This is a genomic window from Alsobacter sp., from assembly GCF_059501845.1.
In genome coordinates, this window is record NZ_JCACDK010000018.1 from 1,623,297 (window position 1) to 1,639,189 (window position 15,893).

Here is a 15,893-nt window from a genome sequence, read left to right on the forward strand (position 1 = left end):
AAAGCCAAACCGATGACCGCGCCCCACGCCTCCCCTGACATGCTCGCGCCCGCAGACCTCGCCGCCGCCGTGGCCGAGTCGCAGGCCTGGCCGTTCGAGGAAGCGCGCAAATTGGTGGCGCGGGTGGAGAGGACCGGCCAGAAGCAGGTGCTGTTCGAGACGGGCTACGGCCCCTCCGGCCTGCCGCATCTCGGCACGTTCGGCGAGGTGGCGCGCACCACCATGGTCCGCCACGCCTTTCGCGTGCTGACGCAGGACCGCATTCCGACCCGCCTCGTCGCGTTTTCCGACGACATGGACGGGCTGCGGAAGGTACCCGACAACATCCCCAACAAGGAGATGGTCGCCAGGTACCTGAACCTGCCGCTGACCAAGGTGCCGGACCCGTTCGGAACCCACCCGAGCTTCGGCGAGCACAACAATGCCCGCCTGCGCACCTTCCTCGACCGTTTCGGGTTCGAATACGAGTTTCTCTCGGCAACGCAGTGTTACCGCGCCGGCCTGTTCGACAAGACGCTGCTGCTGATGCTGGAGCGCTACGACGAGGTGATGGCGATCATGCTGCCCTCGTTGCGCGAGGAGCGGGCGCAGACCTATTCGCCTTTCCTGCCCCTCCACCCTGTGACCGGCCATGTGATGCAGGTGCCGATCGAGGAGCGCGATGCGAAAGCGGGCACGGTGACGTGGCGAGACCCTGCCACGGGCGAGCGTTACGAGACGCCGGTGACGGGCGGGCACTGCAAGCTGCAGTGGAAGCCCGATTGGGCGATGCGCTGGGTCGCGCTCGGCGTCGACTACGAGATGGCCGGCAAGGACCTGATCGACAGCGTCAAGCTCTCCGGCGAGATCTGCCGCGCGCTCGGCGCCGCACCGCCGGAGGGGTTCAACTACGAACTCTTCCTCGACGAGAAGGGCCAGAAGATCTCCAAGTCGAAGGGCAATGGGCTCACCATTGACGACTGGCTGGCCTATGCCAGCCCCGAGAGCCTCGCCCTCTACATGTTCAACAAGCCGCGCGAGGCGAAGAAGCTTTATTTCGACGTCATTCCGCGGCAGGCGGACGACTATCTCTCGTTTCTCGAGCGCTATCCCGGCCAGGCCGTGAAGGAGCGGCTCGGCAACCCGGTCTGGCACATCCATACCGGCAATCCGCCTCTCCCCGAGACGTTGCAGGCCGCAGGGGGCGAGGCGCCGGCGACCAGCGTGTCCTTCGCGATGCTGCTCAACCTCGTGGCAGTGGCGAATTCCGAGGATCCGCAGGTGCTGTGGGGCTTCATCCGCCGTTATGCGCCGGGCGTGTCCCCGGCGGACCATCCCCGCCTCGACCAACTCGTCGGCTACGCGGTCGCCTATTTCCGCGATTTCGTACGCCCGTCGAAGGTCTACCACATGCCCGACGACGAGGAGCGGGCGGCACTTGCCGACCTGTCCGCGACGCTCGCCCCCCACGAGGGCTCGACCGACGCGGACGCGCTGCAGGCCGTCGTCTACGAGGTCGGCCGCCGCCACTTCCCGGACACGAGCGGAAAGTCGAAGAGCCCTGACGGACGGCCCGGCGTGTCCCAGCGCTGGTTCCAGACGATCTACAAGGTGCTGCTCGGCGCCGAGCGCGGCCCGCGATTCGGCTCGTTCATCGCGCTCTACGGCGTGGCAGAGACCCGCGCGCTGATCGAGAAGGGCCTGTCGGGCGACCTGGCCCGCGAGCACGAGGCATTCCTGTCGCAACGCAAGCCTGCTGCGTGACAGCGCACGGCCGAGGCTGCGAGGCAGCGGCGTTCGAGATAGAACGCTGCATGCCGCACGCCTGACTTGTGCCGGTTCAACCCCTGCAATGTGCGGTGCCGCACAGCCCGTTCTTGCCGGACCCCTCATGATCGATCACATGGCCGGATGAGCCGGCCAAGAGATCGACGAGAGGCGCCGCATGACAGCGCAGCACTCCGTGACCGGCTTTTACCGCCGCAGCGCCCCCGGCCTGGTGGCCGCCGTGGTGCTCGCCGCAGCAGCGCTCGCCGCCTGCGGCCCGGCTGAGGCGAGGTGGCAATCCGAATATGGCTGGGGGGTCGCGGGGGTCGCCGCCGGAGCGCTTGCGCTTGGTGCCATCGCAGAAGCCAGCCGCGAGCCCACGCTGATCCAGGAGCCGGCCGAAGAGTGCTACCAGGTCCGCCGCAAGGTCTGGACCGGCAACGCCTGGCGCATCGAGCGGCGCACCATCTGCGAGTAATCGAGTTCGGGCGGTCCCCTGTCCCAGCCCTCCCGACCGCCCGTTCAGGCCCCGCCGTGCCCCGGCGGGGCCTTTTTCTGTCCGGTGCCACGCCTCGCGTGGAAAGCTGCCGCAGGCCGCCCTATGTTGGGTGGATGCGGCCGAGCGACCTCCTCACGCCCACGCCGGCGGGCCTTTATTGCCCTGTCGCGGACGTCCACATCGATCCCGTCCGTCCCGTCGCGCGAGCGCTGATCACGCACGGTCACTCGGACCATGCCCGCTCCGGCCACGGCGCCGTTCTCGCCACGCGCGAGACACTCGCCATCATGGCGGTCCGCTACGGCGAGGATTTTGCCGGTTCGACCCAGGTGGCCGAGTTGCGGCTCCCCATCGGCCTGGGCGGCGTCACGGCCACGTTTCATCCCGCGGGACACGTGCTCGGCTCGGCGCAGATCGCCATCGAGGCGGCCGGGCTGCGGATCGTCGTGTCGGGTGACTACAAGCGCGCGCCGGACCCGACCTGCCTGCCGTTCGAGGTGGTGCCCTGCGACGTGTTCATCACCGAGGCGACCTTCGGCCTGCCGGTGTTCCGGCACCCCGACACGCGCGCCGAAGTCGCCAAGCTGCTCGCCTCGGTCCGGCTCTTCCCGGAGCGCACGCACATCGTCGGCGCGTATGCGCTTGGAAAGGCGCAGCGGCTGATGGCGCTTCTGCGCGAGGCGGGATGGGACCGGCCCATTCACATCCACGGCGCGCTGGAGAAGCTGACCGCCTACTACCAGTCGGAGGGGATCAACCTCGGCGAAGTCACCAAGGTTGGGCTCCGTGAACGGGCCGGGCTGGCGGGCGCCATTGTCGTCTGCCCGCCCGGCTCGATCCAGGATCTCTGGTCGCGCCGCTTCCCCGACCCCGTGACCGCCTTCGCGTCCGGCTGGATGCGCGTTCGCGCCCGGGCGCGCCAGCGGGGCGTCGAGCTTCCGCTCGTCGTCTCCGACCATTCGGACTGGGACGACCTCACCCGCACCATCCTGGAGACCGGGGCAGGAGAGGTGTGGGTGACGCACGGCCAGGAGGATGCCCTGGTGCACTGGTGCATCCAGCGTGGGATCCGCGCCCGGCCGCTGCACCTCGTCGGCTATGGCGACGAGGGCGAGGCGGAGCCGGAGGGCACGCCCGGCGACGCCGCCGCGCCGGGGGCCGATCTCCTCTCGGAGCGTCCGGCCACCCCATGAACCGGTTCGCTGCCCTCCTCGACCGCCTGGCCTACGAGCCCGGCCGCAATGCCAAGCTGCGGCTCATGACGGATTACTTCCGCACGACGCCCGACCCGGAGCGCGGCTTCGCCCTTGCCGCGATGGCCGGCGGACTGAGCTTCGCCAACGCCAAGCCGGGGCTGATCCGCGCGCTGATCGCGGAACGGACGGATCCCGTTCTGTTCGGCCTCTCCTACGACTACGTGGGCGACCTCTCCGAAACGGTCGCGCTGCTATGGCCTGCTCCGTCCGAGACCCCCGGCCCGGGTCACAACCTTCCGCCGCCCAGCCTCGCCGAGGTGGTCGAGCGCTTGCAGACGGTCGGCAAGTCGGAGCTGCCCGGGCTGCTCGCGCGCTGGCTCGACGGGCTGGACGAGACCGGCCGCTGGGCCCTCCTGAAGCTCATCACCGGGAGCCTGCGCATCGGCGTCTCCGCCCGCCTCGCCAAGAGCGCGGTGGCGGCGCTGGGGTCGCTGGTGCCCGACGACGTCGAGGAGGTCTGGCACGGACTCGAGCCACCCTACGAGACGCTGTTCGCCTGGGCGGAGGGTCGCGGTCCGCAGCCCGAGGCGAGCGACCCGGCGCCCTTCCGCCCGCCCATGCTGGCGCACGGGCTGGAAGAGAGCGACTTCGACACCCTCGACCCCGCCGCCATGACGGCCGAGTGGAAGTGGGACGGCATCCGTGTGCAGGCCGTCGGCGGCACGCGGCCGGACGGCAGGCGCGTGGCGCGGCTCTACTCGCGCACCGGCGAGGACATCTCCCGCAGCTTTCCCGACGTCGTGGAGGCCATCGATTTCGACGGCGCGCTGGATGGCGAGTTGCTGGTCGTGCGCGAAGGCCGGGTGCAGAGCTTCAACATCCTGCAGCAGCGGCTGAACCGGGTGGCGGTGTCGCCCAAGATGCTGGTCGAATTCCCCGCCCATGTCCGGGCCTACGACGCCCTGACGCTGGGCGGCGAGGACCTGAGGGCGATGCCGTTCCGCGCGCGCCGGGAACGTCTGGAGGCCTTCTTCGCGCAACCACGCCCGCGCTTCGACGTGTCGCCTCTCATTCCCTTCTCGACCTGGGACGATCTCGCCGCGGCGCGCTCGGATCCGGCCGGAGCCGGGGCGGGCGACGACGCGGCGGCCGTCGAGGGCTGCATGGTGAAGCGGGCGGACAGTCCCTACGTGCCCGGGCGGCCGAAGGGGCTCTGGTACAAGTGGAAGCACGATCCGCACGTCGTCGACGCCGTGCTGATGTACGCCCAGCGCGGCCACGGCAAGCGCTCTTCCTTCTACTCCGACTTCACCTTCGGCTGCTGGCGGGACACGGAGGGAGACGCCGAGCTCGTCCCGGTAGGGAAGGCTTATTTCGGCTTTACCGACGCCGAGCTCGCCGAACTCGACCGCTTCGTCCGGCGCAACACGGTGAACCGCTTCGGCCCCGTGCGCGAGGTGGTGCATGAGCCAGAGCGCGGGCTGGTGCTGGAAATCGCCTTCGAGGGCATCGCCAAATCGTCCCGCCACAAGTCGGGTGTTGCCATGCGCTTTCCCCGTGTCGCCCGCATCCGGTGGGACAAGCCCCCTGCCGAGGCCGACCGGCTCGAGACGCTCGAGCGGCTGATCCGGCGCATTGAGCAGAGCCGCGTGCAAACCGCAACGGCCGACGGCACGTAGACCTCCCGTCCCGGCGGGAGAGCAACCATGGTCCTACGCGTTCTGTTCCTTGTTGCGGCCCTCGCCCTCGGCGCTTCGATCGTCTGGGCCAGTCTCGGCCCGACCGGGCTCCTCGACGCCGTTGCCATCGTGGCCCGCGAGCGCTGGGGCACGGTCATGCTCGTCGACCTCTATGCCGGGTTTCTCGCCGCCGCCGCGCTCTTCTTCCTGGTCGAACGCCCTCTCGTCGCGCTCGCCCTCGTCGTTGCCTTGATGATCCTCGGCAATGTCGTGACGCTGGTCTGGCTCGCCCTGCGCGGATGGAGCCTCCTCTCGCGGGGCCTCGTCAAAGCCGCCTGAGGCCATGCCGGAGGGGCGGATCGCTGCCATGGTCAGGCCTGCGGCGAGCCCGGCGGCGGCTCCCCAGACACCGGCCAGCGGCGCGCCGCCGGGCAGGACGACCCAGCCGGCCTGGACGGCAGCGCCAACCGCGCCTCCCGCGACGAGCGCCGCCCAGGCGGCGGACGGCCCCGCACGGGCTGATAGCAGGCCCGTGAAGACAGCCGGAAGTACAGCGGCGAGCAGCACGGTTCCGGCAGGGTCCCACGCCAGCTGGGCGAGGTCCGGGCGCAGTCCGCCGATGGCCGACGCGGCAACCGCTGCAAGCAGCGTCGCCAGGCGCAACGCAGCGAAGCGGCGTGACAGCGGCGTGTAGCGCGCCGGCGGCCCGGGCAGGTCGCGCGAAACCGCGGCGCCCGCGGCCAGGCAGAGGCCGGCGACCGCGGTGAATGTTCCGGCGAAGGCGAGCACGGCAGGGGCGGCAGCGCCGATGAGCCCGGCGCCGGTGGTCGGCGTCACAAGGTCGAGGATCAGCACCAGCAGCGCCGCGCCGAGCAGGCCGCGGCTCGCGGCGCCCGCGTTGCGTGCCGTGCCGACCGCCATGGCCGTCGACGGAAGCATCGCCGCGAGCAGCGCCGGGACGATCCAGTCCGCGCCCGAGAAGACGGCCGTCAGGTCGGTGCCGCGCAGCACGCCGGCCCTGACGGCGACCGCCGTGAGGATGATGCCGCAGGCGAGCCCGATGATGCCCGACATCAGCGCGGAGCGAACGAGCCCCTTGGCACCGCCGGGAACCACCACGACCGCAACGATGGCGGCGCAGGCGATGGCCGCGACGCCGCGCGAGATGCCGGTGGCGGCACTGACGAGGTCGACGAGGCGCGCCGCGCCGGCGCAGGCGATACCGAGCGCCGCCGCGGCGACGAGCAGCGCCACCAGGGCGGAAAGCGGGCGATGGCCGAAGCGAATGCGCACATAGTCCGCCCAACCCGCCGCCCCGCTCGCCTGCAGGATCCGTCCGCCGGCCACCGCAAGGAGCACGAGGCCCACCGCGACCGGCGCGCCGGAACCGAGGCCGAAGGCGGGTGCGGCGACCATGGCGAAGACGAGCGAGCCGCTCGAGCCGCTGATGCCGCGACCCGCGTCGAGAAAATCAGGGAAGCGCATCGTGCCGCCGGTGATCCCGGCGAGGAGGACGCAGCCGGTCGCGATGATCGTGGCGAGCGTCGCCAGCAGCAGCGGCGAAACGCCGATGCGGTCGAGCACCAGCCCCAGCACCGACGACAGCGCCACGACGAACAGGCCGAGCCCGGCCAGCCTGGCGTGCCCTGATCCCGGCGGGGGCATCACGCTTCTCTCGACTCATGTCCCATGCGGCGCACCTTGGGAGCGCCGGACGACGGGCGCAAGCGGCCGACCTTGCGCAGCATCGGCAAAAATGCGCAGGCGCATACGGGCAAACACGGTTGCGGGACCTGTGCCTTGCGGAACATAAGAAAGAAAAATGCGAAAGCTCAGCGCGCAGACCTGCAGGGGACAACGGGGGAAACCTTGGCCGACGCAAGCGACATCTCGATCCTGATTGCCGACGACCATCCCCTGGTGCGCGGCGCTCTCCGCGAGGCGGTGACGGGCGTGGTCGCCGGCTCCGACGTGCTGGAAGCAGGGACTTTTGAGGAAGTGGCGGGCCATCTCGGCCGCGGCTCGGATGTCGATCTCGTGCTGCTCGACCTCAGCATGCCGGGCGTGCAGGGCTTTTCCGGCCTGATGTACCTGCGGGCCCAGCACCCGGGCACCCCGGTTATCGTCGTGTCCGCCAACGAGGATCGTGGCGTCATCCGCCGCTGCATCGAGTTCGGTGCGTCGGGATTCATTCCGAAGTCCGTGGACGTCGAGACCATGCGCGGCGCCATCCGCACCGTGCTGGACGGCGGTGCCTGGACCCCGCCGGACGTGGATCTCAACGGTCCCGTGGACCGGGAGACGACAGACCTCGTGAAGCGGCTGGGCAGCCTGACGCCGCAGCAGGTGCGCGTGCTGATGATGCTGTCCGAGGGCCTCCTCAACAAGCAGATCGCCTACGAGCTCAGCGTCTCGGAGGCAACCATCAAGGCGCACGTCTCCGCCATCCTGCAGAAGCTCGGGGTGGAGAGCCGGACGCAGGCCGTGATCGCGGCGTCGAAGATCGCCGCGGGACAGCCGGTGCCGCTCGCCTGAGCCTCACGCCGCCGCCAGGAAATCCGTGATCCTGCGTCGCGCTTTCCGGGAGAGCCCGGTCTCGAACGTCGTGAAGACGTGCGCGCCGCCCGGCCACACGGCCAGGTCGGCCCGGTTGCCGGCCGCGGTCCAGCGCGCCGCCATAAACAGGCTGTCGTCGAGCAGCGGATCATTCGTGCCCACCGTAAAGAGCGCAGGCGGCAGGCCCGCAAGGTCCGCGTAGAGGGGCGAAACGTCGGGATCGCGCAGGTCGCCCCCGGCCCGGAGGTAGAATGCCGCGAACTGGAAGATGTCGCGCGTGTTCAGCACCAGCTTGTCGCTGCCCCAGCGCCGGGCGCTGGGAGTGCCAGCGAGGTCGTAGCACCCGGCGTTGAGGTTGGCGGCTGCGAAGGGAACGATCCCGTGCCGGTCGCGCAGGCGCAGCAGCGTGACGACCGAAAGGTGCGCACCGGCCGACTCGCCACCGATGAGCAGGCGTGTGGTTCCGAAACGGGATTGCGCTTCCCGCACCAGCCAGAGTGCCGCAGCCTCGCAGTCGTCTGGCCCGGCGGGGTAGGGGTCCTCCGGCGCCAGCCGGTACTCCACGGAGATGCTGGCGAGATTGCAGGAGGTCGCAAACTCCTCGAGCATGTCGTCATGGAGTTCGGCGCTGCCCACGGTCCAGCCGCCGCCATGGATATGGAGATAGGCCCCCGACGGCTTTTCAGGCGCGACGACACGCAGCGGAATCGGGCCGCCCTTGCCCTCGATCTCGATCATCTGCGCGCGAGGGCTCTTGGGCGCGAACGGGAAAGGGCCGATCCCTTTTTTGCGATTGTCCCTTACAACCTGCGGCGGTACCGACCACATGTCGGGCAGTTTCTTCAGCGTGGCCAGCAGGTCTGCGTTGAAGGCGGCCGTCTCGGCGTCGATAGCGTCGGGCCGGAACGGTTCGGGATCGAGGGACATCGGAGACTCCGGTCGGCGAGGTTGCGTTCGTGGCGGCAACTTGCCATGAAAATCGCGACGGGCGCGACCGGCCGTCTCCGAACCTGAAAGCATGCGGGAAGACGAGGAATGTCGAACACGCTGACGCGCTTGCTGGGCGGACCGCCTGCCGCCGTGGCCATGAAGCTGATCTTCATGTCCATCGTGGTCGGCGCATTCCTGGCCCTGTTCGGCCTGACGCCGCCCGATCTGCTGCGCGGGATCCGCGAGCTCGCCGAACACCTCTACAATCTCGGCTTCGGCGCCATCCGCACAGTCGGCACCTACTTCATCTATGGCGCGGTGATCGTCATCCCCGTCTGGCTCGTGCTCAGGCTGATGAGCGGCCGGAAGTGATTCAAGCGGACACCGGCGCGCCCACACGGGCGCGCAAGGTCGACGCACGCCTCGTCCGGATCGTCACGATCGCGCTGCCGATGATGGCTGCGCATGTCACCGAGCCGCTGCTCGGGATCGTCGATTCCGCCGTCATCGGCCGGCTCGGCTCGGTGCCCCTGCTCGGCGCCGTCGCCATCGGCGCCGTGGTCTTCGACCTGCTGTTCTGGGGCCTCGGCTCGCTGCGCATGAGCACTGCGGGGCTGACCGCGCAGGCCCACGGTGCCGGCGACGACCGGGAGGTTGCCCGCGCGCTGGCCCGGGCCCTGGCGCTCGCCGGAGCCCTCGGCGTGGTGCTCATCGCGCTGCAGGCTCCGATCATGGCGATCGCGTTCCGGCTGATGGACGCCAGCCCTGAAGTGACCGAGGCGGCGCGCACCTACATCGGCGTGCGGATCTGGGCGGCGCCCTTTGCGCTGGCCAACTATGCCGTGCTCGGCGCCCTCATCGGCCGGGCGCGGACGGACCTCGGGCTGATGCTGCAGGTCGGCATCAACGTTGCCAAGATCGGGCTGACGCTGATCGCCGTTCCCGTGCTCGGGCTCGGCATCGCCGGCACGGCGCTGGCCACGCTGATCGCCGAGATCCTGGGAGCGGTCGCCGGTCTCCTGCTGGTGCGGCGCATCGGCGGCTTCTCGCTGGGGTTGTCGTCGGCCGAGATCTTCGACTGGCGGGCGATGCGGCGCATGCTGGCGGTGAATCGCGACATCGCCATCCGCACGGTCACGCTGCTCGTCGCCTTCGGCATCTTCACGTCGAAGGGCGCCCGCGCCGGCGACCTCACGCTCGCGGCCAACGCAGTGCTCTACAACCTCTTTCTCGTCTCGAGCTATTTTCTCGACGGCTTCGCCACTGCGGCCGAGCAGATCTGCGGGCAGGCCGTCGGCGCGCGGGACCGCGCGGGCTTCCACAAGGCAGTTCGATTGGTGCTGGCGCTCAGCGTCGGCACGGGCCTCGCCATTTCGGCGCTGGCCTATGGTTTCGGCGGACTGTTCATCGACGCGCTGACGACGAGCCCCGAAGTGCGCGAGGCGGCGCGGGTGTTCCTGCCATTCGCGGCTGCCGCGCCGATCGCCGGGGCGGCCGCCTTCGCCTTTGACGGCATCTATATCGGCGCGACGTGGACTCGGGCCATGCGCGACCTGATGCTCCTCAGCTTCGCGCTCTACGCGGCCGTGCTGTTCTCGCTCAATGGACTCGGCAATGCCGGGCTCTGGACGGCGTTCCTGGCCTTCCTGGCGGTCCGCGCCATCGGCCAGGCAGCGTTCTTCCCGCGGCTGGCGCGTACTTCCTTCGCCTGAGATTCAGACCGTTTCGGGCGCAGCGGCGAGGGCGGCAGCCCGCCGTCCGACGACCGGGGCGAGGCTGTCGAGCCCTTCGTCCGCGAGCCGCCGCGAAAGGCCGGCGGCGATGTCGCCGGCGAGGCCCGGCCCCTTGAACACCAGCGCGGTGTAGAGCTGCACCAGCGTCGCCCCCGCCTCGATCTTCGTGAAGGCGGTGTCGGCAGAGTCGATGCCGCCGACGCCGATCAAGGGGAATGCGCCCTCCACGCGCACGTAGGTCTGCGCCAGCATGCGTGTGGCGAGCGGGAAGAGGGGCCGCCCGGATAGACCGCCCGTCTCGCCCCTGGCCTCGCCGCGCAATCCGGCGGGACGCCCGATGGTGGTGTTGGAGACGATAAGGCCGTCGACCTTGCGGCGCCGCGCCACGGAGACCACCGCGTCGAGGTCCGACAGCGCGAGGTCGGGTGCGATCTTGACGAGGACGGGCGTTCCCGGTGCCGAACGCTCACGCTCCTCCATGCAGCGGGCGAGGAGATCGTCGAGCGCCGCCTCGTGCTGCAGGTCGCGAAGACCCGGCGTGTTCGGCGAGGAGACGTTGACGGTGAAATAGGAGGCGAGGCCGGCGAAGGCGGCGATGCCGTTCACATAGTCCGCGGCCCGGTCCGTGCTGTCCTTGTTGGCCCCGATATTGACCCCGACGACCCCCTTGGGCCGGGCGGACCTGAGCCGGCGCGCCGCGGCGGCGTGGCCCTCGCTGTTGAAGCCGAAGCGGTTCACGACTGCCTCGTCCTCGGGCAGGCGGAACAGCCGAGGGCGCGGGTTGCCGGGCTGCGGCAGAGGCGTCACGGTGCCGATCTCGACGAAGCCGAAGCCGAGCGAGAGCAGCGCCGCAGGCGCCTCGGCATGCTTGTCGAACCCCGCGGCGAGGCCGACCGGATGCGGGAAGTCGAGCCCGAAAGCGCTGACACGCAGCCGACGGTCGGCCGGGCCGGGTGGGACGGGCGGCATGGCGGCCAGCGCGCGGATGGTCAGGCCATGGGCGGTCTCGGGATCTAGCCGGCGCAGGACCGGCAGCGCCAGGCCGCCCAGGGCGGCCGCGAGCCTCCCGCTCACGCCGCTCCGCCCGGGATGAGATCGGCGGGGAAGGCGTGTTCGCCGTCCGGGCCGAGCGGCAGCGGATCGGTCCGCATGACGGCGCTGATCGGGAGCGGACCGTAGAGGTGCGGAAAAGGTTCGCCGCCGCGCGATTTTTCCCATTTCAGCGCCGGGCCGAGACCAGCAGCTTCGACCGTGACGAGCACGAGATCGTGCTGCCCGGCAAAGTGGCGGCGCGCCGTTTCCGCCACCTGGGTCGCTGTGGAAAAGTGGATGAACCCGTCCGCAAGATCGACGGGGGCTCCGTAGAACACCCGCGCGGCGACGGCCTCTTCCCACAGGCTCTTCGGACAGATTTTAAAGATCATGGTGACCAGACGCTCCCGAATCCGGTTTAAGCGGCCGGAACCGCGGCTGCAACGGCGATTTCCCGGCGCGGCGCACAACCCGGTTGCAATTTGTCAGGAAAGGCTTTAATTCCTTTCTCCGGGACATTGATCCTTCCGGAGTGGTCCATGCTTTCTCACGATCAGATCTGGAGCGCGCTCGACACGCTCGCGTCGCGGTACGGCCTGAGCGCATCGGGCCTGGCCAAAAAGGCAGGCCTCGACCCGACCACATTCAACAAGTCCAAGCGCGTTTCGCCCGACGGCAGGCTTCGATGGCCCTCGACGGAGTCGGTGGCCAAGGTGCTCGAGGCCACGGGTGCGAGCCTGGACGAGTTCATGTCCATCGTTTCCGCGGGAGCCCAGCGCCTCGCGGGCCGGTCGATCCCGCTCCTCGGCTTCGCCCAGGCCGGACAGGGCGGCTTCTTCGACGACGGGGGCTTCCCGGTCGGCGAGGGGTGGGACGAGGTGGTGTTCCCCGAATTGCCCGACGGCAACGTCTACGCGCTCGAGGTCACCGGCGATTCGATGCTGCCGCTCTATCGCGACGGCGACCGCATCATCTGCTCTCCCTCTGCCGCCGTTCGGAAGGGTGACCGCGTCGTGGTGAAAACCACCGAGGGCGAGGTGCTGGTCAAGGAACTGGCGCGCCGGACCGCAAAGGTGATCGAGCTCACCTCCCTGAACCCGCTGCACGAGCCGCGCACCATCCCATTACAGCACGTGACGTGGATCGCGCGCATCCTTTGGGCCAGCCAGTAGCCATGCTGCCCAGCGCCTGCGGGGATGACAGTCAGCCACCGCCGCGCTAGCTCTGGCGGGTGTCAGACGCCGCTGCCGCTTTCGCCAACGACGAGGACGAACTCCCGCCGCTGTTCGCCGACTGGTTCGCGAGCCGGGGCTGGGAGCCCAGGCCACACCAGCGCACCCTGCTGGCCCATGCGCGGGCAGGGCGGTCGGCGCTGCTGGTCGCTCCCACCGGCGCGGGCAAGACGCTGGCGGGCTTCCTGCCGAGCCTCGTCGAGCTGGCCGGCGGCAGGCGCCAGGAAAGCGGGCGGAAGGTCGCGAAGCCCGGCCTCCATACCCTCTACATCAGCCCGCTCAAGGCCCTCGCGGTGGATGTCGCCCGCAATGTCGAGGCGCCCGCCCGCGAGATGGACCTGCCGGTCCGAATCGAAACGCGCACGGGCGACACCCCCGCCCACAAGCGCACGCGGCAGATGGAGCGCCCGCCGGACATCCTGCTGACCACTCCGGAGCAGCTGGCATTGATGCTGGCTCACCGCGAGGCTGCGGACGTGTTCTCCAGCCTCAGGCGGGTGGTGCTGGACGAGCTGCATGCGTTGGTCACGTCGAAGCGGGGCGATCTGCTGGCGCTCGGCCTCGCACGGTTGCGGGCACTGGCGCCGGGCCTGTCCTGCGTCGGTCTCTCCGCCACCGTCCGCGAGCCGGACGAGCTGCGGCGGTGGCTCGTGTCCCAGGTGCCCGGCGTACCCGGGGACGCGCAGCCGATGGGCGATCTCGTCACGGTGGTCGGCGGCGCCAGGCCCGACATCCGCATCATGGAAGGTGCTAACAAGCTGCCGCTGGCGGGCCATACGGCCCTTCACGCCATGGCCGCCGTCTACAGGGCCATCCTCGCGCACCGCACGACGCTGATCTTCGTCAACACCCGCATGCAGGCGGAGTTCATGTTCCAGGAGCTCTGGCGCATCAACGAAGAGGCCCTGCCGATCGCGCTGCACCATGGCTCTCTCGACGTCGGCCAGCGCCGCAAGGTCGAGGCGGCGATGACGGCCGGGCAGTTGCGCGCCGTCGTCTGCACCTCGACGCTCGACCTCGGCATCGACTGGGGCGACGTCGACCTCGTCGTCAACATCGGCGCGCCGAAGGGTGCAAGCCGGCTGATGCAGCGCATCGGTCGCTCCAACCACCGCCTCGACGAACCGTCCCAGGCGCTGCTCGTCCCCGCCAACCGGTTCGAGATCATGGAGTGCCGCGCAGCGCTCGATGCCGTCGAAGCCGCCGCGCAGGACACGCCTGAGCCGCGCACGGGCGGCCTCGACGTGCTGGCCCAGCATGTGCTCGGCATGGCCTGTGCGGGTGGCTTCGACGCGGACGCGCTCTACGCCGAGGTGGCCTCCGCCGCACCCTATTCCGGGCTCGAGCGCGAGGACTTCGACGACGTCGTCCAGTTCGTGGCCACGGGCGGTTACGCGCTGCGAAGCTACGAGCGCTTCGCCAAGATCCGGAAGGGACGCGACGGGCTCTGGCGCGTGGCGAACCCACGTTTTGCCCAGCACTACCGCATGAATGTCGGCACCATCGTCGAGGAGCCGATGCTCAAGGTGCGGCTGGGCCGAGGCCGCCCTGCCCGGGCCGGAATGCCCGCCGCCCCGATCCGCGGCGGACGGGTGCTCGGCGAGGTGGAGGAGTACTTCGCCGAGACGTTGCGGCAAGGCGACACCTTCATCTTCGCCGGCGAGGTGCTGCGCTTCGAGGCGCTGGCGGAAACGGACGTGCTCGTCTCCCGGGCTTCCCCGGGCACCGACCCGATGATCCCCTCCTATGCCGGCGGCAAGTTCCCGCTGTCCACCTTCCTCGCCGACCGCGTGCGCGGCATGCTCGCCGATCCACGCGAGTGGGGCCGCATGCCCGGCGGCGTCTCCGACTGGCTGGAGGCACAGCGGCGAAAGTCGGTGCTGCCGCGGCGCGAGGAGATGCTGGTCGAGACGTTTCCGCGCAGCGGACGGTACTACCTCGTCGCCTACCCCTTCGAGGGCCGCCTCGCGCACCAGACGCTGGGCATGCTGCTGACGCGGCGGCTGGAGCGGGCGCGGCTGAAGCCGATGGGCTTCGTCGCCACCGACTACGGCATCGCGGTCTGGGGCCTGTCGGACATCTCGCTCGCCATCGAGAAGGGCCGGCTGTCGCTGTCCGCGCTGTTCGGAGAGGACATGCTGGGAGACGACCTGGAGGAGTGGCTGGCGGAGTCCGCGCTGATGAAGCGCACCTTCCGGCACTGCGCCATCATCGCCGGGCTGATCGAGCGCCGCTTCCCCGGCCAGGAGAAGACGGGTCGGCAGGTGACGATGTCGACCGACCTTCTCTACGACGTGCTGCGCAGGCACGAGCCCCAGCACGTTCTTCTGAAGGCGACGCGCGCCGACGCCGCCACCGGCCTCCTCGATCTGCGGCGTCTCGCCGCAATGCTCTCGCGCATCAGGGGACGAATCGTGCACAAGGCTCTGGACCGGGTCTCGCCGCTCTCGATCTCGGTGATGCTGGAGATCGGCCGGGAGACGGTTTACGGCGAAGCCTCCGACCAGATTCTGGCCGAGGCCGAGGCCGTTCTGATGGAGGAAGCTGGCGCGTGACGGTGTGGCCCGGACGGATCGGAGACGGCACGGCAGGCACGGAGCCTCCGGTGCGCTCGCTCGCCGTGGGCGGGCTCGAATTCGTCGCCGACGCCGCGGGGGCGCTGTACCTGGAAAGCGAGAGCCTGCTGCTCGTCGCCGACCTGCACCTCGAGAAAGGCTCCGCCTACGCGGCCCGCGGCCAGATGCTGCCGCCCTATGACAGCCGCGCAACCCTCGCGGCGCTCGCCCGCGTGGTCGGCATCTACAACCCGTCCCTCGTCTGCGTGCTCGGCGACAGTCTGCACGACCGTGGCGCCATGGCACGCATGGATCAGCAGGATCTCGCCGCTCTGCGCTCGCTTCAGACGGGACGGGACTGGATCTGGCTCGCCGGCAACCATGATCCCGAGCCGCCGGTGGAACTGGGCGGCAGTGTCTTCGAGATCCTCAGCCTGGCCGGCGTCACCTTCCGCCACACCCCGGGATCGCGGGCGGATGGCCCGGAGATTGCCGGCCACCTGCACCCCGCAGGCAAGGTGCGCGGGCGGGGCAGGGCCGTGCGCCGCCGCTGCTTCGTCTCGGACGGGCGGCGCTGCGTCATGCCCGCCTTCGGCAGCTATGCCGGCGGGCTGAACGTGCTCGACGACGCCTTCGCGCCACTCTTCCCCGGCCGCGACTTCATTGCCCACATGCTCGGCGACGGACGGGTCTACGCCGTTGCCGGCCGCCAGCTCTGGCCTGATTGAGCGCCGT

The 15,893-nt window shown here is 69.9% G+C and carries 14 protein-coding genes; 10 read left to right on the top strand and 4 right to left on the bottom strand.

Translation table 11 applies throughout. The features are described 5' to 3' along the window. Positions 1–12 precede the first annotated feature (12 nt). The 4 genes from AC5JCN_RS22560 (at position 13) to AC5JCN_RS22575 (ending at position 5,120) form a co-directional block, all read left to right on the top strand. The gene (locus tag AC5JCN_RS22560) at positions 13–1,743 is read left to right on the top strand and encodes a lysine--tRNA ligase (protein WP_495757334.1); all 1,731 of its coding nucleotides are present in this window, start codon (positions 13–15) and stop codon (positions 1,741–1,743) included. Positions 1,744–1,924: 181 nt separating this feature from the next. Continuing rightward, complete coding sequence (locus AC5JCN_RS22565) at positions 1,925–2,224, top strand: hypothetical protein (protein ID WP_495757335.1); 300 nt, start codon at positions 1,925–1,927, stop codon at positions 2,222–2,224. A gap of 134 nt (positions 2,225–2,358) precedes the next feature. Beyond that, positions 2,359–3,438, top strand: a complete 1,080-nt coding sequence (locus AC5JCN_RS22570; protein WP_495757336.1) for a ligase-associated DNA damage response exonuclease — start codon at positions 2,359–2,361, stop codon at positions 3,436–3,438. Continuing rightward, positions 3,435–5,120, top strand: a complete 1,686-nt coding sequence (locus AC5JCN_RS22575; RefSeq protein WP_495757337.1) for a cisplatin damage response ATP-dependent DNA ligase — start codon at positions 3,435–3,437, stop codon at positions 5,118–5,120. The genes AC5JCN_RS22570 and AC5JCN_RS22575 overlap by 4 nt, the downstream gene beginning before the upstream one ends. Before the next feature lie 33 nt (positions 5,121–5,153). Here the strand turns inward: AC5JCN_RS22575 and AC5JCN_RS22580 are convergent, their stop codons facing one another. Further along, positions 5,154–6,785, bottom strand: a complete 1,632-nt coding sequence (locus tag AC5JCN_RS22580; protein ID WP_495757338.1) for a hypothetical protein — start codon at positions 6,783–6,785, stop codon at positions 5,154–5,156. Positions 6,786–6,989: 204 nt separating this feature from the next. Between AC5JCN_RS22580 and AC5JCN_RS22585 the strand changes: the two genes are divergently transcribed. Further along, positions 6,990–7,655, top strand: a complete 666-nt coding sequence (locus AC5JCN_RS22585) for a response regulator transcription factor (RefSeq protein ID WP_495757339.1) — start codon at positions 6,990–6,992, stop codon at positions 7,653–7,655. A 3-nt stretch (positions 7,656–7,658) separates the two neighbouring features. On the opposite strand, the gene AC5JCN_RS22590 is transcribed toward AC5JCN_RS22585, so the two are convergent. Continuing rightward, positions 7,659–8,603: an alpha/beta hydrolase gene (locus tag AC5JCN_RS22590; protein ID WP_495757340.1), complete on the bottom strand. Its 945-nt coding sequence runs from the start codon at positions 8,601–8,603 to the stop codon at positions 7,659–7,661. Between the two features lie 108 nt (positions 8,604–8,711). Between AC5JCN_RS22590 and AC5JCN_RS22595 the strand changes: the two genes are divergently transcribed. Then, positions 8,712–8,978 (top strand): DUF6460 domain-containing protein, encoded by a 267-nt coding sequence (locus AC5JCN_RS22595; protein ID WP_495757341.1) that lies wholly within the window; start codon positions 8,712–8,714, stop codon positions 8,976–8,978. After that, positions 8,975–10,318 carry an MATE family efflux transporter gene (locus AC5JCN_RS22600; protein WP_495757342.1) on the top strand — a complete coding sequence of 448 codons (1,344 nt, stop codon included), beginning with the start codon at positions 8,975–8,977 and terminating at the stop codon, positions 10,316–10,318. Before AC5JCN_RS22595 ends, AC5JCN_RS22600 begins: the two co-directional genes overlap by 4 nt. A 3-nt stretch (positions 10,319–10,321) precedes the next feature. Here AC5JCN_RS22600 and AC5JCN_RS22605 read toward each other — a convergent pair whose 3' ends face one another. Further along, positions 10,322–11,413 carry a quinone-dependent dihydroorotate dehydrogenase gene (locus AC5JCN_RS22605; protein ID WP_495757343.1) on the bottom strand — a complete coding sequence of 364 codons (1,092 nt, stop codon included), beginning with the start codon at positions 11,411–11,413 and terminating at the stop codon, positions 10,322–10,324. After that, entirely contained in the window at positions 11,410–11,763 is a 354-nt protein-coding gene (locus AC5JCN_RS22610) for a DUF952 domain-containing protein (protein WP_495757344.1), read from the bottom strand. The genes AC5JCN_RS22605 and AC5JCN_RS22610 overlap by 4 nt, the downstream gene beginning before the upstream one ends. Before the next feature lie 147 nt (positions 11,764–11,910). On the opposite strand from AC5JCN_RS22610, the gene AC5JCN_RS22615 reads away from it, so the two are divergent. Genes AC5JCN_RS22615 through pdeM form a run of 3 tightly spaced genes read left to right on the top strand, consistent with a single transcriptional unit; the run spans position 11,911 to position 15,886 of the window. Beyond that, entirely contained in the window at positions 11,911–12,543 is a 633-nt protein-coding gene (locus tag AC5JCN_RS22615; protein WP_495757345.1) for a S24 family peptidase, read from the top strand. Positions 12,544–12,602: 59 nt separating this feature from the next. Beyond that, complete coding sequence (locus AC5JCN_RS22620; protein ID WP_495757346.1) at positions 12,603–15,158, top strand: ligase-associated DNA damage response DEXH box helicase; 2,556 nt, start codon at positions 12,603–12,605, stop codon at positions 15,156–15,158. After that, on the top strand, positions 15,155–15,886 hold the full coding sequence (gene pdeM, locus AC5JCN_RS22625; RefSeq protein ID WP_495757347.1) for a ligase-associated DNA damage response endonuclease PdeM: 732 nt from the start codon (positions 15,155–15,157) through the stop codon (positions 15,884–15,886). The genes AC5JCN_RS22620 and pdeM overlap by 4 nt, the downstream gene beginning before the upstream one ends. Positions 15,887–15,893: the final 7 nt, after the last annotated feature.

Coding starts and splice junctions, on each gene's coding strand:
- AC5JCN_RS22560 (WP_495757334.1), top strand. CDS start 13: ATGACCGCGCCCCACGCCTCCCCTGACATGCTCGCGCCCGCAGACCTC.
- AC5JCN_RS22565 (WP_495757335.1), top strand. CDS start 1,925: ATGACAGCGCAGCACTCCGTGACCGGCTTTTACCGCCGCAGCGCCCCC.
- AC5JCN_RS22570 (WP_495757336.1), top strand. CDS start 2,359: ATGCGGCCGAGCGACCTCCTCACGCCCACGCCGGCGGGCCTTTATTGC.
- AC5JCN_RS22575 (WP_495757337.1), top strand. CDS start 3,435: ATGAACCGGTTCGCTGCCCTCCTCGACCGCCTGGCCTACGAGCCCGGC.
- AC5JCN_RS22580 (WP_495757338.1), bottom strand. CDS start 6,785: ATGCCCCCGCCGGGATCAGGGCACGCCAGGCTGGCCGGGCTCGGCCTG.
- AC5JCN_RS22590 (WP_495757340.1), bottom strand. CDS start 8,603: ATGTCCCTCGATCCCGAACCGTTCCGGCCCGACGCTATCGACGCCGAG.
- AC5JCN_RS22595 (WP_495757341.1), top strand. CDS start 8,712: ATGTCGAACACGCTGACGCGCTTGCTGGGCGGACCGCCTGCCGCCGTG.
- AC5JCN_RS22610 (WP_495757344.1), bottom strand. CDS start 11,763: ATGATCTTTAAAATCTGTCCGAAGAGCCTGTGGGAAGAGGCCGTCGCC.
- AC5JCN_RS22615 (WP_495757345.1), top strand. CDS start 11,911: ATGCTTTCTCACGATCAGATCTGGAGCGCGCTCGACACGCTCGCGTCG.